Annotated in this window: 17 protein-coding genes; 6 read left to right on the top strand and 11 right to left on the bottom strand. The window is 65.0% G+C overall.

Going from position 1 to position 19,414, the window contains the following annotated elements; all coding sequences use genetic code 11:
- The first annotated feature begins 297 nt into the window (after positions 1-297).
- The 5 genes from PQQ53_RS04150 (at position 298) to PQQ53_RS04130 (ending at position 5,581) form a co-directional block, all read left to right on the top strand.
- The gene (locus PQQ53_RS04150) at positions 298-1,002 is read left to right on the top strand and encodes a phosphatase PAP2 family protein (protein ID WP_408141165.1); all 705 of its coding nucleotides are present in this window, start codon (positions 298-300) and stop codon (positions 1,000-1,002) included.
- Positions 1,003-1,412: 410 nt separating this feature from the next.
- Complete coding sequence (locus PQQ53_RS04145) at positions 1,413-2,393, top strand: 2-keto-3-deoxygluconate permease (protein WP_408152232.1); 981 nt, start codon at positions 1,413-1,415, stop codon at positions 2,391-2,393.
- The gene (locus PQQ53_RS04140; RefSeq protein ID WP_408152231.1) at positions 2,390-3,661 is read left to right on the top strand and encodes a four-carbon acid sugar kinase family protein; all 1,272 of its coding nucleotides are present in this window, start codon (positions 2,390-2,392) and stop codon (positions 3,659-3,661) included. Before PQQ53_RS04145 ends, PQQ53_RS04140 begins: the two co-directional genes overlap by 4 nt.
- 63 nt (positions 3,662-3,724) lie before the next feature.
- Positions 3,725-4,726 carry a 4-hydroxythreonine-4-phosphate dehydrogenase PdxA gene (pdxA, locus tag PQQ53_RS04135; protein WP_408141162.1) on the top strand — a complete coding sequence of 334 codons (1,002 nt, stop codon included), beginning with the start codon at positions 3,725-3,727 and terminating at the stop codon, positions 4,724-4,726.
- A 66-nt stretch (positions 4,727-4,792) separates the two neighbouring features.
- On the top strand, positions 4,793-5,581 hold the full coding sequence (locus tag PQQ53_RS04130; RefSeq protein WP_408141161.1) for a DeoR/GlpR family DNA-binding transcription regulator: 789 nt from the start codon (positions 4,793-4,795) through the stop codon (positions 5,579-5,581).
- Between the two features lie 164 nt (positions 5,582-5,745).
- Here PQQ53_RS04130 and tcuB read toward each other — a convergent pair whose 3' ends face one another.
- Genes tcuB through PQQ53_RS04115 form a run of 3 tightly spaced genes read right to left on the bottom strand, consistent with a single transcriptional unit; the run spans position 5,746 to position 9,255 of the window.
- Positions 5,746-6,921: a tricarballylate utilization 4Fe-4S protein TcuB gene (tcuB, locus tag PQQ53_RS04125; protein ID WP_408152230.1), complete on the bottom strand. Its 1,176-nt coding sequence runs from the start codon at positions 6,919-6,921 to the stop codon at positions 5,746-5,748.
- Entirely contained in the window at positions 6,908-8,311 is a 1,404-nt protein-coding gene (gene tcuA, locus PQQ53_RS04120; RefSeq protein WP_408141159.1) for an FAD-dependent tricarballylate dehydrogenase TcuA, read from the bottom strand. Before tcuA ends, tcuB begins: the two co-directional genes overlap by 14 nt.
- A complete protein-coding gene (locus PQQ53_RS04115) occupies positions 8,308-9,255 on the bottom strand; it encodes a LysR family transcriptional regulator (protein ID WP_408152351.1) in 948 nt (315 codons plus the stop codon). Before PQQ53_RS04115 ends, tcuA begins: the two co-directional genes overlap by 4 nt.
- A gap of 111 nt (positions 9,256-9,366) precedes the next feature.
- Between PQQ53_RS04115 and PQQ53_RS04110 the strand changes: the two genes are divergently transcribed.
- Entirely contained in the window at positions 9,367-10,371 is a 1,005-nt protein-coding gene (locus PQQ53_RS04110) for a LysR substrate-binding domain-containing protein (protein WP_408141158.1), read from the top strand.
- Positions 10,372-10,388: 17 nt separating this feature from the next.
- On the opposite strand, the gene PQQ53_RS04105 is transcribed toward PQQ53_RS04110, so the two are convergent.
- From PQQ53_RS04105 to PQQ53_RS04070, 8 genes are read right to left on the bottom strand one after another with little or no spacing between them, the layout of a single operon-like run.
- Positions 10,389-11,927: an FAD-dependent oxidoreductase gene (locus PQQ53_RS04105; RefSeq protein WP_408152229.1), complete on the bottom strand. Its 1,539-nt coding sequence runs from the start codon at positions 11,925-11,927 to the stop codon at positions 10,389-10,391.
- A gap of 18 nt (positions 11,928-11,945) precedes the next feature.
- Positions 11,946-12,689: an SDR family oxidoreductase gene (locus tag PQQ53_RS04100; RefSeq protein WP_408141156.1), complete on the bottom strand. Its 744-nt coding sequence runs from the start codon at positions 12,687-12,689 to the stop codon at positions 11,946-11,948.
- A gap of 37 nt (positions 12,690-12,726) precedes the next feature.
- Positions 12,727-13,689 carry an NAD-dependent epimerase/dehydratase family protein gene (locus PQQ53_RS04095; protein WP_408141155.1) on the bottom strand — a complete coding sequence of 321 codons (963 nt, stop codon included), beginning with the start codon at positions 13,687-13,689 and terminating at the stop codon, positions 12,727-12,729.
- A gap of 22 nt (positions 13,690-13,711) precedes the next feature.
- Positions 13,712-14,134, bottom strand: coding sequence for a cupin domain-containing protein (locus PQQ53_RS04090; RefSeq protein WP_408152228.1), 423 nt, complete (start codon positions 14,132-14,134; stop codon positions 13,712-13,714).
- Positions 14,131-15,054, bottom strand: coding sequence for an NAD-dependent epimerase/dehydratase family protein (locus tag PQQ53_RS04085; protein ID WP_408152227.1), 924 nt, complete (start codon positions 15,052-15,054; stop codon positions 14,131-14,133). Before PQQ53_RS04085 ends, PQQ53_RS04090 begins: the two co-directional genes overlap by 4 nt.
- On the bottom strand, positions 15,051-15,923 hold the full coding sequence (locus tag PQQ53_RS04080) for a sugar phosphate isomerase/epimerase family protein (protein WP_408141152.1): 873 nt from the start codon (positions 15,921-15,923) through the stop codon (positions 15,051-15,053). Before PQQ53_RS04080 ends, PQQ53_RS04085 begins: the two co-directional genes overlap by 4 nt.
- A complete protein-coding gene (locus PQQ53_RS04075) occupies positions 15,920-18,526 on the bottom strand; it encodes a branched-chain amino acid ABC transporter ATP-binding protein/permease (protein ID WP_408323332.1) in 2,607 nt (868 codons plus the stop codon). The genes PQQ53_RS04080 and PQQ53_RS04075 overlap by 4 nt, the downstream gene beginning before the upstream one ends.
- A complete protein-coding gene (locus PQQ53_RS04070; protein ID WP_408141150.1) occupies positions 18,523-19,392 on the bottom strand; it encodes a branched-chain amino acid ABC transporter permease in 870 nt (289 codons plus the stop codon). The genes PQQ53_RS04075 and PQQ53_RS04070 overlap by 4 nt, the downstream gene beginning before the upstream one ends.
- Positions 19,393-19,414: the final 22 nt, after the last annotated feature.

The raw sequence follows: 19,414 nt of genomic DNA, 5'->3' as shown, positions 1-19,414 counted from the left end.
ATGCGGCGGCTTGTGGTTCAGAACATAGCCGCTTCCAAACCGGCCGCCCTCTTGGCGCGCCGCAGATCTGGCATGCCAACGCCAAGGATGAGCGGTGCCGCCTGTAACCGGGGGTTCCCAACGATGTCACGGAGAAAAACCCGCAGGTGACAATTTTATGAACGGATGTACGCTCGCAAACATATTAACGAATTGCGAAGTGCAAGCATACCGTTCAGTTCGCGTTCCGTTGCAACTGGCCGCCTCCACCGACACGTAGGCGATTCGTAAATCAACATGCCCCGCCAAGGCCAAATCATGAACAGCTTCGACTCGTCAATACTGACCGTCGTCACACACCATGCGATGCACTCGGAGTCTTTCAACCACGCAGTCAGGCTCGCTGCGGACTTCTACCTGTTCAAGGGTGTGCTGCCACTAGCCATGCTGTGTGCCATCTGGTTCGACACAAGGGAGCGTCGGCAGTGGCAACGGGAGATGGTTGTTGCCACCGTGCTGGGCGGTTTGCTGGCACTCTTCATCGGCAGGGTTCTCGCTTACGGTTTGCCCTTCCGCCAACGCCCCCTCTACGACCCGAGCCTCGGCCTGACGTTTCCGATAGCGGCCGCTCCGGAAGCGGTTCTTCGAACCTGGAGTTCGTTTCCTAGCGACCATGCCATGATCTGGGCGGCGGTCGCGATGGGAATATTTCTCGTCTCCAGATGGATGGGCGTGGTCGCGCTGCTGCACTGCATCTTCCTTATCAGTATTCCGCGCGTTTATCTAGGCTTGCACTATCCGAGCGACGTTCTGGCAGGAATGATCCTCGGCGTCGGCGTGACCTGGGTGGTAACGCGAAGACCGATCATGGAGCGATTCGCTCCGGCCATCGTGCGACTCATCGACAGGTATCCAAAAATTTCGTACGCCTGCCTGTTTGTCATGTTGTTTGAGCTTGCGACCATGTTCGACGAGCCACGGCAGCTTGCAGAAGGTATCGTTCACCATGTTCTACGCGGTTAATGCACGCCACGAACGAAGCCGACACGATATTTCAAAAGCGTCTTCTGGCCGGTTTCAGGCCTTAGCGATGGACCATCATCCAAGTCCAGGCAGGCCATCAATTTGGATTTTTGAGTCTCACGAATGACGCGCCCGCCTCACTAGTTCGGCTTCCCTGCAGCACGATCTACCTCCTCCCGGTGCCTCATTGCCTGCAACGCCGGGCAACGCGTGCGGACATCCGCGACCGAAGAAAACCGGCGCCCTCGCCGATGCCAGGTCCGCTCCTCCTGAAATCACCGCACTGCGCGAATCGATCAAAACAATGCTCGATTTGCGCATTCCCGAGCGAAGAGGTACCATCCAATTTGATCGATTCAATCAAAATAGTGACTGATTCGATCATTCTGCCGATCAATCAGGAGACTCGCATGGCCCAAATACATATAAAGCGCGCAATCGAGCGCGTACCCGGCGGGATGATGATCGTGCCGCTGCTACTCGGATCGCTGGTGGCGACTTTTCTGCCCGGCATGCCGAAGTTCTTCGGTTCGTTCACCAACGCGTTGTTCACCGGCGCGCTGCCGATCCTCGCCGTGTTCTACGTGTGCATGGGCGCGAGCATCGATGTCAAGGCCACCCCCTATCTGCTCAAGAAAGGCGGCGCCTTGCTCGCAACGAAAGTCGGCGCGGCGGTCGTGGCCGGTGTCGTACTGGGCCACTTTCTCGGCGAACAGCCGATCTCGTCGGGGCTGTTCGCAGGCATCTCGACGCTCGCCGTCGTCGCCGCGATGAACGACACGAACGGCGGACTCTACATGGCATTGATGGGCCAGTACGGCCGCTCGGAAGACGTCGGCGCCTACACGATCATGTCGCTCGAGTCGGGACCGTTTCTCACCATGGTCACGCTGGGTGTCGCAGGCCTGTCCGCGTTCCCGTGGCCGACGCTGGTCGGCAGCATCCTGCCGCTCGCTGTCGGCATGTTGCTCGGCAATCTCGATCGCGAGATGCGCGACTTCCTCAGCAGGGCCGTGCCGGTGATGATTCCGTTCTTCGCGCTGGCGCTCGGCGCGAGTCTCGATTTGCACAAGGTCTGGCAAGCCGGCTTGCTCGGCATCGGACTCGGCATTGCCGTTGTCATCGTGACCGGCATTCCGCTTTACCTGGTGGACCGCCTGACGGGCGGCACCGGCGTAGCCGGCACGGCGGCCGCCAATACAGCGGGCAACGCGGCGGCGGTGCCGGCGCTCATCGCCGCGGCCAATCCGGTCTACGCGGAAGCGGCGAAAAGCGCGACACTCCTCGTTGCCGCCTGCGTGGTGGTGACCGCGATACTTTCGCCGCTCCTCACCGCGGCCGTCGCCAAACGGATACCTGAACGCCGCAAGGCAGGGGAACTTGCACGATGAGCATGCTGATCATCGCGGACGATCTGTCCGGCGCGGCCGATTGCGCCATCGGCTTCGCGAGCGCGGGATATCGCACGGTGGTCACGCTCGACGCCGTCGATTCGCTCGATGCCGACGTGATCGCCGCCGATACCGACACGCGCCGCCTCACACCAGCGGCAGCAGGCGTGCGCACGGCCCAAGTCTGGAGCACGCTGCACGCGCCGGGCCGGCGCCTGTACAAGAAAATCGATTCGACACTGCGCGGCAATTGGGCCGCCGAAGTCGCCGCCTTGCAGCCGCTCGCCGGTCTCGCCATCGTCGCGCCGGCGTTCCCCGCCACCGGCCGCACGTTGCGCGGCGGTCATGTGATCGTGCATGGCAAGCCGCTCGACACGACGGATACGTGGAAGCTCGAACACGCCGGTCGCCCGGCCGAGCCGCGCATCATGCTGGCCGAAGCCGGCCTGTCGAGCGCCCATCTCGATCTGGATGCATTGCGCCAGGGCGGCGACGCACTGGCCAGGCGGATCGCGGCAACTGCGGCAAGCGGCACGCAAGCGCTGATCGTCGACGCGGAAACGGGTGATGACCTGCTCACGCTCGCGCAGGTCACGACACGCATGGATACCCCGCTGTTCTGGGTCGGCTCGGGCGGCCTTGCGCGCGAAATGGCGAGCCTGCCGGGCCTGTTCGACGGCCACGCGCGGCACGAACGAACGACGCACGCCACGCACGATGCGCACGATGCGCCGGTGCTGATCCTCGTGGGCAGTCTGTCGGCCGTCTCTGAACGCCAATGCGCGATGCTGCGCGAACGCGGCCACGTGCATGAACTGATCGTGCCGCCCGCCGTGCTGCGTCAACAGGAGCGCCACGCGGACTGGCCCGCCTGGCAGGCGCGCATCGCCGCGACGCTGGGCGAACGCGCTGATCTGCTGCTGCGCATCGGCCGCGACGACGCATTCGACGCCGCCGAGGGCGCCCTGCTTTCTTCCGCGCTGGCCGCGCTCGCGAAGCCGCATTTTGCCGCGTTGGGCGGCCTCGTCGCGACCGGCGGTGAAACGGCGCGGGCAATGCTCGGCACGGTCGGCATCGGCGGTCTGGAGCTGCTCGCGGAAATCGAAGCGGGGGTTGCGGTCGGGCGCCCGGTCGGTGCAAACGTTCCGCAACACCTGCGGGTCGTCACGAAAGCGGGGGCGTTCGGCACGGATCACGCGCTGTACGCGGCATGGAACTATCTTCACGAAGAAGCCGGCGCCGGCGCAGTCCCACACCATTCAATCTGATCGCGGCACTTCATGCGATCGAGTACGCAAGACAAACGCAATCAAGGATTCGGGCAAAACATCATGAGCAACTATCTTCCTGTCATCGGCATCACGATGGGCGACGCCGCCGGCGTCGGTCCCGAAATCGTCGTCAAGAGCCTGACTCACGACACCGTCTATCAGCAATGCCGTCCGCTCGTGATCGGTGACGCGGGCCGGCTCGAACAGGCGAACGTGATTGTCGGCGGCAGCGCGAAGATCCGGCGCATCAAGGAAGCGTCCGAAGCGCGTTACGAACAGGGAACGATCGACTGTATCGACCTCGGCCTGATTCCTGCCGACATGCCGTTCGGCAAGCTGTCGGCCGTCGCGGGCGATGCAGCGTACCGCTATATCGCGCGCGCAGTCGAACTGGCCGAGGCCAAACAGATCGACGCGATCTGCACGGCGCCGCTGAACAAGGAAGCGCTGCACGCGGGTGGCCACAAGTTTCCGGGTCACACGGAAATGCTCGCGCACCTGACGGGCGTCGACGAAGTCTCGATGATGCTGGTCGCGCCGCAACTGCGCGTGATTCACGTGACGACCCACATCGGCATCATCGACGCGATCCGCAAGATCGAACCCGGTCTCGTGCAACGCACGATCGAGCGCGGCAACGACACGCTGATCAAGGCCGGCATCGAGCGACCGCGCATCGGCGTGTGCGGCATCAACCCGCACGCGGGCGAAAACGGCCTGTTCGGCTACGGTGAGGAAGAGGAAAAGATCATTCCGGCGGTCAAGGTATTGCAGGAGCGCGGCCTCGACGTGACCGGCCCCCTGCCCGCCGATACGCTGTTTTTCCGCGCCGGCCGCGGCGACTTCGATCTCGTCGTCGCGATGTATCACGACCAGGGTCACGGCCCGGTCAAGGTGCTCGGACTCGAAGCCGGCGTGAACGTGACGGTCGGGCTCGAAGTGATCCGCACGTCGGTGGATCACGGCACGGCGTTCGACATCGCGGGCAAGGGCATCGCCGACGAAGGCAGTTTGCTCGAAGCACTGCGCCAAGGCGCCGAACTCGCGACGCGCCGCGGGTGATTGCCTCGCGTGGTGCGCGGCGCCGTGGTGTAACATCGGCAGCCTTGTTCACGCATGACGAAAAACATGAAAGCGTCCGAACGCCACCGCGCGATCCTCGATCTCATCCTGACCCGCGACGCCAACGTGGAAGAGCTCGGGGTCGCTCTCGGCGTATCGGAAGCGACGATCCGGCGCGACCTCACGACGCTCGCCAACCAGCGCCGGCTGGTGCGCACTTACGGCGGCGCGACGGCGCTGATCGGCTCGCACGAGCCGGAAGCGTCGCTCGAGGAACGCAAGTCGACGCAGCGCGAACAGAAGGAAGCGATTGCCAAGGCCGCGGCGGCCCACGTGCATGACGGCGATACCGTGCTGCTCGACGGCGGCACGACGTGTGCCGCGCTGGCCCGGCACCTGGTCTCACGGCTTGATCTGCGCGTCGTGACCAACAACCTGCTCGCTGTCATGACGCTCGCCAGTGCGCCGGGCGTGCACCTGACGCTGATCGGCGGCGACCTGCGCAGTTCGAGCATGAGCACGCTCGGACCGCTTGCCGAGCTGACGCTCAGCCGGCTGAGCGTGGACAAGGCGTTCCTTGGCGCCGATGGCGTGGTTGCCGAGTTCGGCTTGTGTGAAGCCAGCGCGGAGCAGGCCTATCTGAAAGACTGCATCATCAAACGGGCGGCGCAAATCTTCGTGCTCGCCGATGATGACAAGCTAGGCCGCGCACGTCAGCAACACTGGACGCCCATCGAGCGCGACTGGCGTCTGATTACATCGGCGAGCGCCGATCCGGCGCGCCTCGCAACGTTCAAGGCTATCGAACGCGTGACTGTCGAGACTGCGGTAAACGGCGAGGCCGAGCGTTCGTGAAAGCTGCGTAGCATGGCCTTATGGTCCGGCCGGCACGTGACATTCGCACGGTGGGTCATCGAGTGGCAACGCAACGCGCAACGAAGCACAAACGGCCTCGTGAGGTTGCGGCGCTCGCGTCCTCGCGCTTGAGCATATCCATGCGGTGATTCCTGCGCGCCCCGTCAATCATCCCCAAGTTGCAGCCGGTTCGGCTGACACCGTTCGATCGCCCATTTCAGCAATGCCGCGCACCGGAAAATGCCATGCGCAAACTTGCCGTAGGGCATCGTCGCGAACAGCGCCATCACGCAACCGAGGTGGACGCACAGGGCCAACGGAAGCGCGGCAGTGCCTCTCGTCAGCATCAACACGAGGCCGCTCGCAGCGGTAAGGAACAGCAACGCGATGAAGCCGCGATCCATCGGACGCTGTGCGGGGTCCTGCTGCAGCGGATGGCGTCGCAGATTGAGCACGAAGAGCCCAGCCGTGCCCACCGCCAGTAGAATTCCGCCCGACATGCCCAGCAACTTCGGCAAGCTGACGAAGTCATACGGTGCGGACCATCCCATCACATAGTGATACAACGTCGCCACCGACGTAGCGGCAAAACACAGCATGAAGCCGTAAAACGTCAGGTGATGAAAGCGTCTGCGCGCATGCGTGAAGGCGTCGTCCGCGTTGTTGCATCCTTCTCCGTGCCCGCCGTCCAGGTACTTGAGCGACAACACGTTATGCGCGGCCTCACTCAATGCGGCGCCGGAAGGCGAACCAACCTCCTCCTGCCGCCAGAAGCGGCGCACGCCGACACCGAGTGCGAGCGCCGCGAAGACGAACACCGGCGCGAATAGCGCGACCAGCAGGTTATGCGGGAAGATCGCGTAGAAGCTGCCGTTCACGGTTCCCCAGAGCGTGCCGTTCGCGGCCAGCCCCAACGTCATGAACAGTGTGAAGCCGAGCACCAGCGCGAGCGCAAGCACCAGCCCGTTGCGCTTGTACAGCGCACCGAAGGCGGACGGCCACGCGTAATCCGTGTAAGTGGTCACGCGGACTTGCGCCATCGAGCGCGGCACGTTGACGGCGAATTCATGCGGCGGTGCGTACTGACACGCATGCAGACACGCTCCGCAGTTGTGGCAGAGATTGGCCAGATAGTGAATGTCGGCCTTGCCGAATTCGAGCCGGCGCGTCATCGCAGGAAAGACCGCGCAAAAGCCCTCGCAATAGCGGCACGCATTGCAGATCTGCAAAACGCGTGCGACCTCGGCCTCATCACGGGACAACGCATGGATCGGGATCACCCTCGCCTTACCCTCGCCCAGCGCGGCGGCTTCACGGGTCAACGCTTCAAGCTGCTGCATGTCGACGCTCCTCCAGTGCGGCCCGCGCAGCCTGAGTGCCGGCGATACGGCCAAACGCCGTGCCGATGCTCATGCCGACTCCGGCCGTGTATCCCTTGCCGAGCACATTGCCGGCCATCATTTCGCCCGCGACGAAGAGATTCGCACTCGGCTCGCCGCCGAAACGTACCGCCGCTGTTTCGTCGACCTTGAGTCCCAGGTAGGTGAACGTCACGCCGGGCCGCAGCGCATAACCGAAGAACGGCGGCGTGTCGATGGGCCGGGCCCAGTGCGTCTTCGGCGGTGCGAGTCCAGCTGTCGTGCAATCGTCGAGTACGGTGTGATTGAAGCTGCCCGGACGGCAGGCGTCGTTGTAAGCGTTCATCGTCCGCATGAAACGCGCTTCATCGAGGCCGAGCGCGCGCGCCAGTTGCGGCAGCGACTCCGCCTTCGTGCCGGGAAAGACCGGTGGCATGAAACGTCCCACGGCCTTCGCGTCGATAATCGAATACGCAACCTGGCCAGATTGCTGGGCGACGAGCCGGCCCCAGATCGCGTAGCGCTTCGGCCAGAAATCCTCGCCTTCGTCATAGAAGCGCTCGGCGTCGCGGTTCACCACGACGCCGAGCGACACGCAATCGATACGCGTGCAGATGCCGCCATCGTAGAGCGGCGCACGCGCGTCGATCGCCACCATGTGCGCTTGGGTCGGATCGCCGATCATGTCGGCGTCGGCATCCTTCATGAAGCGCAACAACGTTCCCGTATTGAAGCGCGTGCCCCGGATGATGAAGTTGTCGGCGGGCCATTCCCCCGCCGCATTGCGGCCCCACGCGTCGCGCAACCACTCGCGATTCGATTCGAAGCCACCGGCGGCGAGCACGCAACTGCGGGCCTCGATACGCTCATCGCCCACCCACGCCGCGACAAACCGGCCATCGCGCAATTGCAGCCGCTCCACGCGCGCGTCATAGCGGATGCGCACGCCGAGCGCTTCGGCGCTGCGATAGTAGGCGTTGACGAGCGCCTTGCCTCCGCCCATGAAGAACGCGTTAGTGCGCGCCGTGTGCAGCGCGCCCGACAACGACGGCTGAAAGCGCACACCGTGCCGGCGCATCCAGGGCCGGCAGGTCGACGACGCGCGGATCACCAGCCGCGCCAGTTTTTCATCGGTCGCGCCGCCGGTGACTTTCAGGAGGTCCTGCCAGAACTCCTCTTCCGGATAGGCATCGACGAGCACGTCCTGAGGAGCATCGTGCATGCAGCGCAGATTGCGCGTATGCATCGAATTGCCGCCGCGCCATTCACGCGGCGCGGCTTCGAGAAGCACCACGCTCGCGCCCGCTTCGCGCGCCATCAAGGCGGCGCACAACGCGGCATTGCCGCCGCCGATTACCAGCACATCGATCATGGTTCGTCGCCTCCCGTGTTCAGGTCGTGCAGGGTGGTGCCGGGCCAGCGTCCGGCCACCGCGAGTTCGTGCGCGACATCCGCGATCACGACCCGGGTGGCAAGCGCGGCGGGAGATAGTTCATCCTCGGACTGGCTCGCGATCAACGTTTGCCTGCGCGCATCCGGGTCGGCGATCAGCAAGGCCCGCAACGGGCGGCCTGGTTCACGGCACACCACGGAACCGGGCTGCAGCGTGGCACCGAGGCCCGCGCACACGGCGTCCATCAGCAACGCGAGACCGTCGATTTCAAGCGCGATATGAGGCTGCACGCCCGCCCGCTCGAACGCGAGATCGAGCAACGCGCGCAAACCGTGCGAGCCGCTCGGCATCACCAGCGGCAGATCGCCGAGGTCGGCGAGACTTAGCGTCTCCACCGCGGGAAAGCCCGGCAAGTCCGCGCGGCCAAGCAGGTACACACGCTCGTCGATCAACGGACGAACACGCCAGCGCCGCGTGGCGTTGCCGCGCGCGACCAGCGCCAGGTCGAGCTGCCGCGCGTCGAGCATCGCCGCGAGATGTCCCGACAGCGCTTCGACGAGATGCACGCGCAATTCGGGGTGCCGCTCGCGCATCGCCATGACGAGCGGCACGCCTAGTACCGATGCGGTGCTCGGCGGCAGGCCGACGCTCACGTGTCCCACGAGGCGCTTCTGCCGCGCGGCCTCCACGGCTTCGACGGCATGCTGCAGCGTCAATTGCGCGTGGCGCAGAAACGCGAAACCGGCGTCAGTCGGAATCAGCCCGCTGCGCGTGCGGCGCAACAGCTGCGTCGACAGTTGCGCTTCGAGCCTGTCGAGATCCTGACCGAGCAGGGAAACCGCCACTCCCAATTCGGACGCGGCCCGCCTTATACTTCCTAGTTCCACCGCACGGACGAAATAGCGCAACTGCCGAAGTTCGATCGGCAGTTCGACCTGGTCCTCATTTGCAAAAATCAGACTTGCAATCGACATGGGGTTACGTCCAGTAAAGGAGACGTGCGGAACACTCGCTGCTCCGCACAGGGATCACACATGGACATGCGTCAGTTGAAGTACTTCGTGCAGATCGTCGAGAGCGGAAGCCTGTCGAAAGCATCGCGGCAACTGTTCATCGCGCAACCCGCGCTGAGCCAGCAAATGACCCGGCTCGAAGACGAAGTCGGCAAGCCGCTTCTCGTGCGCTCGTCGCGCGGCGTGAGGCCGACCGACAACGGCGAAGCGCTTTACCATCATGCGTGTTTCATCCTGCGCCAGCTCGATCAGGCGGTATCGGTCGCGCGCCGCGAGCATTCGAACGTGAGCGGCCGCGTCAATCTCGGCATGGCCCCGACCACGGTGTGCGCGCTCGGCTTGCCGCTCATCAAGCATCTGAACGCGAAATATCCCGGCATCGTGCTCAATGTCGTCGAGGCACTCTCGGGCCACCTCGAACATATGACCCGCCTCGGCGAACTCGACCTCGCGATCCTGTTCAGCACGACGGCCGCGCTGGATCTCACGGTCGAACTGCTGGCGGAGGAAGAACTGTTCGTAATCCTGCCGCATGACAGCCAGATGATCGCGCCACACCGCAAAGACATCACGCTGCACGAACTGGCGAAGCTGCCGCTGATCTTGCCTAGCCCCGGACACGGCCTGCGCCGGCGCATCACACTCGAGTTCGACCGCGTGAACCTGACCGTCGACGCAGTGGCGGAAATCGATTCGCTGCCGCTGCTGATGCACTGCGTGGCCGATGGCATCGGCGCAACGATCAAACCGATGGCCGCGGTGTATGCGCTGCAGAACGCGCCCGAGCAATGGCGCTGCCTGCGCATCTCGGACGCCGAGATGGTGCGACGCAATTACCTGTACGCGCTCGGGCCGGAAAAGTTGTCGCAAGCCGCGGCGATCGTGCGCGACGAACTCAAGCACGTCGTGCGCACACTGATCGGCAGCAACGCGTGGCAAGGCGTGCGTTCGATGTCGCCGCTCGATACGCCCGCACCCGAGCGGGTCGAATTCGACGACCTTCCAATGCAAGGCGTCGAAACCTGATGTTTCCATGACGGCCCTCATGCGGTTTCGACCTTAGTGGTCCGCTCCGAGGGTCGGCGCGAGGCCGCCGCGGCAAGCCGTCCAGCGCGCCGCCCCGAAGCGAATGCCCACGCGAGATGGTGCCCGTGCCCCTTCAGCAGCAAACCGCCCTGCCCAGTCGAACCGGCGGCATATAAACCCGCAATGCGCTGTCCGCATACGTCGATCACGTGGTGTTGAGCGTCGACGCGCACCCCCCCTTCGCTATGCACGAACACCGCGCGCACCGGCCCGAGCGCGATGAACGGCGCACGTGCGAGTGAATTCATGCCCGACGACGTGCCCGCGATGCTCGCGCCGAGTGCGTTGGCGTCCATCCCCGTGATGCGCGCGAGCCCTTCGACGGTATTGGCCTCGCGATAAATATCCGGACGGTTGCGCCGGTAATCGGCGAGATATGCGTAGGCGACACCCGGCGCGGTCGAAATGAAATGCGGCCAGCGGGAATAGCGTTCGGCGATACGCCCGTCGATGACGATATAGCCGACGCCGCCCGGCTGATCAGGCAAGCGGTATGCGGGCTTGTCGGACTCGTCGCAGAAACGTTCGCCACGCGCGTTGACGAGCAGCGCGCCGTCTTCGAATAGCGCGAGTGCGGGTGCGAGCGCGGTGGTCAGGAACTTCATGAGGAACGGCCGCAGAATCACGTCGGGAACATGTTTCATCGACCATTGCATGACCGCGGCCAGCGAACGCCACGGCGGCAGACGGCGCACGAAATTCTCCTTCGCGGGTGCGATGAAACGGATCTCCGGGCCGAGCGCGAGGTCGCCATTGACGATCTGCGCCCCGCAGCGCTCGGCCATGCGCTGGCCGTCGCCGGTGGCGGTCGGGTTCACCGCGGCGACTTTAGCCTCCTGCGGTCCCATGAAACGGGCCTTCAGTTCGGGGCTGTTGGTAAAGTCGCCCGCGGCGAGAATCACCCCCCCGCGGGCGTCGATACGCCGAGTCGGGCGGCCTTCGCTCTCGCTGTCGACGAGCACGCCCCGTACTCCGTCCTCCTCCAGCACCAGTTCCGTCACACGCGCGCGGACGCGAATCTCCACGCCACAGCGGCGCGCGCGCCGCGACAGGTGATAGATGAACGAACGCGAATTCGGCAAAACGTTGTGCATGCGCGGCACGCGATGCGGCGGCTCGGGCATCGGTCCCATGAACCGGATGCCGCTATCGAGCAGCCATTGGAACGTGTCGGGCATCGCGTCGCACAACACGTGGCGCAGCGCGTCGTTGTCGCGGTCGGCGAGATCGCCCGCGAAGCCGGGCATGTCCTCCCAGTGCGCTTGCGGCGTGTCCGCGATGCCCTGGGCCCGCTGATGCGGCGTCTGCGAAGCGCTCACGGAGCCGATCGACCACGAGGTCGATCCACCCGGCGCCTCGTTTTTCTCCAACAGCACGACGCGCGCACCAGCCTCGGCCGCCGCGATCGCCGCCGCGAGCCCCGCGCCGCCCGCGCCGACCACTAGTACGTCAACGGTCTCGTCGGCCGGCGGATAGATACGGTTTCGTGTCTGCATCTCTGTACGTCCGGACATTCACACCAGCGCGCCGTTGGCCTGCACGATCTGGCCGTCTACCCACGACGCTTTACCCGAGACCAGGAACGCGACCACTTCCGCGACCTCCTCGGGCGTGCCGATGCGGTTCAGCGGGCTCATGCTGGCCGAGCGCTGCTTTGCTTCGTCAGTCTTGCCGGCGCGAAACAGCTCGGTGTCGATCGGCCCTGGCGCCACCGCATTCACGCGCACGTTGCGCGCCGCGAGTTCCTTCGACATCGACCGTACGAGGCACTCCACCGCCGCCTTGGTCGCGCTGTACGGGCCCACGCCCGGCACCGCGTGGCGCACGAGCGAGGTGGTCAGCGCGACGATCGAGCCGCCGTCGGCCACCTCGCGCGCCGCGGCGCGCAGCACATGAAACGCGCCGACGAGGTTCACTTCGATGAGGCGCCGGAAATCGTCATCGCCGAATTGCGCGACGGGCGCGGGCGGCACGTTGATGCCGGCGTTCGCGATCACCGCTTGCAGCGGGCGCTCAAAGTCGCGCAGGATGTCGGCGAACACTGCGTTCACGGCAGCCGCGTCGCAGATATCCACGCGGTAGCCACGCACTTTTGCGCCGTGCGCGCTCGCCTTGTCCTCCAGTTCGCGGGCCGCCGTGGACTGGCTCGCGTAAGTGAATGCGATGTCGCTACCGCCGCGCGCCAGCACATCGACACATGCGGCGCCAATGCCGCGCGATCCACCGAACACCAGCGCCAATGGCTTGATGCTGTTCATTGCCTGTCTCCCTTTTGCGTATCGATGCGTAACGGTGCTACGCGGTATGGCGCGCAAACGCCGCGCGGGTTTCTTCGATGGTGGCTTCGATGCCATGCTGCAAGTCGTAGCGCGGCTCGTACCCCAGTTCGGCGCGCGCCCGGCTGATGTCGAGCGCGCCCTTCTTCGCGCTGAGCACCGTGCCGCCGTGCCGGTACGGGCCGCGACTACCCACGGTGATGCGCGCGCCGGGGATCGCCCGGTTGACGGCTTCTGCGACGTCCGCGATCGTCGGTGCAACGCCCGTCGCAACGTTGTAGCTGTCGAAACGGTGCGCCTCTTTGTCGAGCGCGAGCAGCAGACCCGCCACGGTGTCGGCAACGTAGACCTGATCGACCGCGAGCTGCGCGCCGTCCGGCGCATGCAGCGCCTCGCCGCGCAGCGCGGCTTCGATGAAGGTGCGCGGCACGCGCAGGCGCGGCAGATGCGGCCCATAGACCCAGCAGGTGCGCACGTTGATGCATTCGAGCCCGTGATCGCGCGAGTACATGCGCCCGTAATGCTCGACCGCGAGCTTCGTCGCGCCGTACACGCTGACGGGCTTTTGCGGATGATCTTCGTCGATCGACGGCGCGGTGAAGTCGCCGTACGTCTCCTCTGTGCTGACATGCACGATCCGCTTGACGCCCGCGAGCCGCATCGCTTCGAAGAGGTTGATCGACCCTTCCACGTTGACGCGATTCGCCTTGATCGGAATGTCCGCGCACTGAATCACGCCGACGATCGCAGCCGCATGAATCACCGCGTCAGGACGATGGTCGTGCATCAGACGCAATACTTGCGGCCACTCGCACAGGTCCGCCGCGGCCAGCGTGAGCGCCGGATAGCGCGCGGCGAGCGCGGTCGCCGCCGGGCTGATCACGATGTCGGTGCCGACCACTGCATCGCCGCGTGCGAGCAGTGCTTTCACGATCTCGGTGCCGAGCCAGCCGCTCGCACCGGTAACCAGAATCTTCTTCATCGTCTTCTCTCGTTGTGCAGCCTCAGCGCGGCTGCGGTTCCTCGTCGGTCGGCGGGCTCGTGATCACCAGAAAGACCAGCGTGTCCGTGCCGGTGCAGTGAAATTCGTGCTGTACGCCGGGCGGGATATAGGTCACGTCGTTCGCGCGAACCAGACGCTGCTCGCCGTCGACGACCAGCATGCCTTCGCCCGACAGCACGTGATAGATCTGCTCCTGCACCTTGTGCACATGATTCTCGACATAAGCGCCGGGCTCGTAGCATGAGATGCGGTGATCGAAGAAACGGCTGCCCACCGTGTCTGGCGTCACGATCGCTTTCGAAAGCGCCTGATTGAAGTGGCCAGGGTATTGCACCCACAGCAGCTCGGCGAGGTTGCGTGTCACGGCCTGCTTTTCCCTGGCCGCGTTCTGGAAATGCTTATCGTCGGGGATGATTGTCGTCATGATTGTTTCTCGAAGCCGGGCAAGCCGGCCAACAGGTGCCGCTGATCGAACTCGGGTACGAAGCCGAGCCGAGTCGCGGCGTGCTTGAGGTCGTAAAGGGGTGCAAACGGATGGCGGCGATAGTGCTCGGGGTCGCGGATGTCGACCGCGTCGCCATGAAGGCGGCGCAAACGCTCGATGGTCGGCTCCGGCGACAGCGTGACGCTCGCCGACAGATAGAAACGATCGAACTCGCCGGACCGCACCGGCAGTTCCAGCGCGAGGCGAAACGCGCGGGCGAGGTCGCGCGCGTCGATGTGGTGGTGCAGCGGGCCGCCGCCTGCCGTCGAGGGACCGCCCGCCACCGGCGCGTGATAGTTGAGCGGATCTTTCGCGCGCGCGACGATCTCGCCCGCCATCTCCGGATACGCGACGAACACCGTGCGCAACGCCAGCACCGACATACCGCGCAACGCATACGCCCGCGCGATGTCCTCTCCCGCGACTTTGCTCAACGCGTACGGATCCGTCGCGTTCAGCGGATGCGCGAGGTCGAGCGGCGCATAGCGCGGCGGCACCATCTTGCCTTCACGCACGGTGTAGCCCGCGACCGAATCGCTCGAACAGAAGACGACGCGCTGAATGCCTGCGGCCTCGGCTGCGTCGAACACGAGCCACGTGCCTTGCGTGTTCACGTGCATGATGGTCGCGCCGTCGCCGGACCAGATGTTCGGCACCGCCGCGATGTGCAGCACGGCGTCGACGCCACGCATGGCCGCCTCGAGGGCGGCGGCGTCGGTCACGTCGGCGATCAGCCATTCGATGTCCGCGTCGCCCGCGCGGCGATCGAAGCCGCGCACGTCGTAGCCATGCGCGCGCAATTCGCGGACGACGAAGCGGCCCAGAAGGCCTGCGGCGCCCGTGACCAGAATGCGGCTCATGCGGGCCTCAGCGTAGTTTTTTCAGCTTCTGCAAAGCCGAACGCGGTCAATGCCCGGTGGCTGCGCCGAATCGCGCGCTCAGGTTCCGACGAGATGATTTCAAGCATGCAAGCTCCGTTGAAGTTGATTTCATCGAGCGCGGCGGGCACTTCAGAAAAGGGCACGTCTCCCAGACCGACTTCATCATGACGCCACGTCTCGCGCGTCGTGTCGGACAGATGGATCAGCCGGACCAGTTCGCGCAATTCCCGCAAGCCCGCGGCAGGCGACTCGCCGATGAAATGCGCGTTCGCCACGTCATAGCAGACCGCCAGCGACGCCGAAGCGTATCCACGTACGAAGGCGCCAAGCGTCACGGCATCGGGAAACGACGCGAACGGCACGTTCTCCAGCGCGAGCGTCACACCACGCCGCTCGGCATGCGGCACGAGCGCGTCGAGGCTTTCACGCATCCACGCTTCGCACTGCTGCTGCGGTGGCGGAAAGAGCGGACTCATGCGGCCGGGCACGACGACCAGGTGTGTGGCGCCGATATCGGCGGCCAGGTCGATCGCGTCGATGAACAGATTGACCGAGTACTGGCGCATGCGCCGCATCGGACTCGCGAGGTTGTGATCCAGGCTCGGCACGTTCAGCGAGCGCGCCACCAGACCTTCGGCCGTCAGCAATGCGGCAAACTGCCTGCGCTCGCCGGACTTGAATTCATCCAGTGCGAGGTGGGGCGGATTGAGCACCAGCTCGAACTCGCGATAGCCGAGCGCGCCCAGCCGCCGCACGCACTCGGCCGCCGGCGTCGACCAGATATAGCCATAGGTGTTCACGCCGAGCGGCCGCGCGCGGTGTGTCGTGTCGATCGTCGTCATGCTCATGCCGTCTTCCGCAACAGTTCTTCCGGATCGCCCGCCGTCACGCCGAGCAGGCGTTCCTGCAGCGCGGTATCGGCGGCCAGTTCCTGTGCGCTGCCGCCGAACGCCACCTTGCCGTTGACGAGCACGTACGCACGGTCGGCCATCGTCAGCACGGACTCCGCATGGTGCTCGACGATGACGAGGCTCGCGCGCGTGGTCAGTTTCACGACCGCCTCGCGCACCTCGTGCACGACCGCCGGCGCAAGACCCTCGAACGGCTCGTCCAGCAGGATGAGGCGGCTCGGCACCATCAGCGCGCGCGCAATCGCGACCATCTGGCGTTCACCGCCGGAGAGGTTGCCCGCACGCGAACGCATCAATATGCGCAGCTTGGGAAACAGTTCGCAGATCTCATCGAGCGGTGCGCCGCCTACACGGGCGCCGATCTTCAGGTTGTCCTGAACCGTGAGATTGGGGAACAGCCGACGCCCTTCCGGCACCAGCGATACGCCGAGCCGGTTGATCAGATCGGCGCGCATCGCGCTGACATCGTTGCCGTCGAAGATCACCCGGCCCGCCGTTGCGTGCAGCGTCCCCGTGATCGTGCGCAACAGCGTGGTCTTGCCGACGCCGTTACGGCCGAGCAGCGCGACGACCTCGCCCGACTGCACGGTCAGATCGACGCCTTCGAGCACCGTCCCGCCGTCGTAGCCCGCGCTCACCTGTCCGAGCTGCAGCAGCGCACGGCCAGATGAAGCGGCTTTTGCAGCAGCCCGCGCCGGTTCTGCTGCAGTGTCGATGCGCGCGACCTTGGTCGCGGCGCCGTCTGCCGTGCCCGAATCGCCGAGATAGGCGCTGATCACCTGCGGATCACGCGCGACGTCCGCCGGCAACCCGTCCGCAATCAGCCGCCCTTGGTGCAGCACCGTGATGCGATCGGACAGCGCAAGCACGCGATCGATGTCGTGCTCGATCAGCAGCACCGCATGCGAACTCGCGAGCCGCCGGATCAGCGCGGCGACGACCTGGCGATCCGACTCCGCGAGACCGGCGAGCGGTTCGTCCAGCAGCAACAGCTTCGCGCTCGTGGCGAGCGTCATCGCGATTTCGAGCAGACGTTTCTCGCCATGCGACAACTCCGCGCACAAACTGCCGGCGCGATCGGCCAGCCCGACCGCGTCGAGCAGCGACCAGACGCGCTCATTGGCGTCCCCGGCCGTGTATGCGTCGAGCCAGAAGCCGCGCCATTGCTTGCGAGCAGCCTGCACGGCGACACGCACATTTTCGAATGCGCTCAGGTTCGGAAATACGCTGAGAATCTGGAACGACCGCGCGAGTCCCAGACGGGCACGCTTATGCGCCTGCAAGCGCGTGATGTCGCTCCCTTCGAAAACGATGCGGCCTTCGTCGGGCAGAATGAAGCCCGTGAGGATGTTGAAGAAAGTGGTCTTGCCCGCGCCGTTTGGCCCGATGAAGCTGTGCAGCTGATTGCGCTTCACGTCGAGTGAAATGCTGTCTTGCGTGACGATCGAACCGAAACGCTTGGACAGGTTCTGCACCGACAGCACGCCATCACCTTCGTCGCCGCCCGCATCGAGCGGACGATACGGCGTGATGCGCGCCGGCCGCGCGGGAATGGTGTCGCGCGTGAGCGTCCAGCGTGGCCGCTTGCCGAAGCGCTGCCAGAACCCCTGAATGCCCTCCGGCGAAAGCAGCGCCATGACGATGATCACCGGCGCAAAAAACAGCCACCAGTTTTCCGTGATCGCGCTGAGCCGGTCTTCGAGCACGATGAAGGTAATCGCGCCCCACAGCGGCCCGAGGAACTGATGCACGCCACCCAGCACCGCCATCAGCACCGGGTCGCCCGCGTGTGCCCAGTTCAGATTGTTCGCATAGACGCCTTGCAGCAGCAGTGCCATCAGGCCGCCCGCCACGCCGATCGTGCCGCCCGCTATCAGCAGCGCGATCAGCCGCGTGGTATACACGTCGTAGCCGAGACTCGTCACGCGTTGCTCGTTATCGCGCAGCGCCTGCATCAGGCGGCCAAACGGCGCGTGCGCGATGCGCCACAGCGCCCACGACAGCGCGATCACAACCACCAGCGCAAAAGCATGGAACGCCAGCGCCGATCCGAACAGCGGCCGCGCCACGTTCTGCAAACCGTTCTCGCCGCCCGTCACCGCGGTCCACTTGTACGCGATCTCGAATGCGATTTGCGAGCAGGCGAGCGTCAGCAACGAGAAGTAGAGACCTTTGCGCCGCAGAATCAGCGCACCGATCACGAGCGCGAGCAGCAGCGAAAAGCCCCCGGCAATCAGCACGCCCGTGATTTCGTTGCCGCCCCATGCCCCGGAGGCAATGGCCAGCGCATAGCTCGAACAGCCGAAGAAAAACGACGCGCCGAACGGAACCAGCCCGAGATAGCCGATCAGAAAGTTCGTGCCCGCGGCATAGAGCGTATAGATCGCGATCTGCGTGATGCGGTCGATCGGCATGCCCAGCGCGAGCGCCGCCCCGGAGATGATGATCAGCACGGCCGCCATCGTGACCACCGGATGACGCAACGGACGGAAATGGCCGCGCTCCCGCAGCGGCGTGCCGGTATTCCTGCGCGTATTCATTCGAAGCGCTCCCAGTGTTCTCCAAACAGTCCGCGCGGACGCAACAGCATTACGATAAACATCAGCGCATACATCGACGCGGCCGCGGCATCGGGCTGGAACTGGATCGTGAGCGAACTCACGATGCCCACCGCCAGTCCCGCGACCACCGCGCCTGCAAACGAGCCGAGACCGCCGATCGCGACGACCACGAACGCCGGCATGATCGCGTTGGCGGCCATCGACGGCGACACGGTCCACAGCGGCGCGGCCAGCACGCCGGCGATCGCCGCCAGCGCACAGCCGAGCCCGAACACGCCGGTCAGCACGCGCGGCAGGTTGATGCCGAGCAGCTCCACCATCTCGGGATCGCGGCTGCCCGCGCGCAGAATGCGGCCGTACGGTGTCCATGCGAGGAACGCGCCGAGCGCGAGCAGCGTGCCGAGCGTCGCGACGAGCACGGCGACCCGGTACTTCGTGATCAGCAGCGGCCCCGCCTCGACAATGCCCGCGAGAAACTCCGGCTGGTTGAACGGCTTGCCGTCGGCGCCCCAGAAGAAGCGGATCAGCGCTTCGATCAGCAACGCGAGTGCAAAGGTGACGATGAGACTGGACAGCGGTTCCTTGCCGTACAGCCGCCGGATGATGACCACCTCCACCACCATGCCGATCACGCCGACCAGGATCGGCGCGAGCACCACCGCGGGCCAGCCGAACATCTGATAGAGCTGGTACGCGACGTAGGCGCCGAGTGCGAAGAACGCGCCGTGCGCGAAATTGATCACGCCGAGCAGGCCGAAAGTGATGGACAGGCCCACGGCGATCAGCACGTAGATGAAGCCGAGTACCAGTCCGTTGGCCGACTGTGAAACAAGCGTATCGAGCATGATGCCCCCTTGATCGTGCAGT

The sequence above is a fragment of the Paraburkholderia strydomiana genome, from assembly GCF_046030495.1.
GTDB lineage: Bacteria > Pseudomonadota > Gammaproteobacteria > Burkholderiales > Burkholderiaceae > Paraburkholderia > Paraburkholderia strydomiana_A.
This window is presented reverse-complemented; position numbering and strand designations above follow the sequence as displayed.

What these genes read in the sequence shown, in the direction of transcription:
- PQQ53_RS04150 (WP_408141165.1), top strand. Translation starts at nt 298, where the DNA reads ATGAACAGCTTCGACTCGTCAATACTGACCGTCGTCACACACCATGCG.
- PQQ53_RS04145 (WP_408152232.1), top strand. Translation starts at nt 1,413, where the DNA reads ATGGCCCAAATACATATAAAGCGCGCAATCGAGCGCGTACCCGGCGGG.
- PQQ53_RS04140 (WP_408152231.1), top strand. Translation starts at nt 2,390, where the DNA reads ATGAGCATGCTGATCATCGCGGACGATCTGTCCGGCGCGGCCGATTGC.
- pdxA (WP_408141162.1), top strand. Translation starts at nt 3,725, where the DNA reads ATGAGCAACTATCTTCCTGTCATCGGCATCACGATGGGCGACGCCGCC.
- PQQ53_RS04130 (WP_408141161.1), top strand. Translation starts at nt 4,793, where the DNA reads ATGAAAGCGTCCGAACGCCACCGCGCGATCCTCGATCTCATCCTGACC.
- tcuB (WP_408152230.1), bottom strand. Translation starts at nt 6,921, where the DNA reads ATGCAGCAGCTTGAAGCGTTGACCCGTGAAGCCGCCGCGCTGGGCGAG.
- tcuA (WP_408141159.1), bottom strand. Translation starts at nt 8,311, where the DNA reads ATGATCGATGTGCTGGTAATCGGCGGCGGCAATGCCGCGTTGTGCGCC.
- PQQ53_RS04110 (WP_408141158.1), top strand. Translation starts at nt 9,367, where the DNA reads ATGGACATGCGTCAGTTGAAGTACTTCGTGCAGATCGTCGAGAGCGGA.
- PQQ53_RS04105 (WP_408152229.1), bottom strand. Translation starts at nt 11,927, where the DNA reads ATGCAGACACGAAACCGTATCTATCCGCCGGCCGACGAGACCGTTGAC.
- PQQ53_RS04100 (WP_408141156.1), bottom strand. Translation starts at nt 12,689, where the DNA reads ATGAACAGCATCAAGCCATTGGCGCTGGTGTTCGGTGGATCGCGCGGC.
- PQQ53_RS04095 (WP_408141155.1), bottom strand. Translation starts at nt 13,689, where the DNA reads ATGAAGAAGATTCTGGTTACCGGTGCGAGCGGCTGGCTCGGCACCGAG.
- PQQ53_RS04090 (WP_408152228.1), bottom strand. Translation starts at nt 14,134, where the DNA reads ATGACGACAATCATCCCCGACGATAAGCATTTCCAGAACGCGGCCAGG.
- PQQ53_RS04085 (WP_408152227.1), bottom strand. Translation starts at nt 15,054, where the DNA reads ATGAGCCGCATTCTGGTCACGGGCGCCGCAGGCCTTCTGGGCCGCTTC.
- PQQ53_RS04080 (WP_408141152.1), bottom strand. Translation starts at nt 15,923, where the DNA reads ATGAGCATGACGACGATCGACACGACACACCGCGCGCGGCCGCTCGGC.
- PQQ53_RS04075 (WP_408323332.1), bottom strand. Translation starts at nt 18,526, where the DNA reads ATGAATACGCGCAGGAATACCGGCACGCCGCTGCGGGAGCGCGGCCAT.
- PQQ53_RS04070 (WP_408141150.1), bottom strand. Translation starts at nt 19,392, where the DNA reads ATGCTCGATACGCTTGTTTCACAGTCGGCCAACGGACTGGTACTCGGC.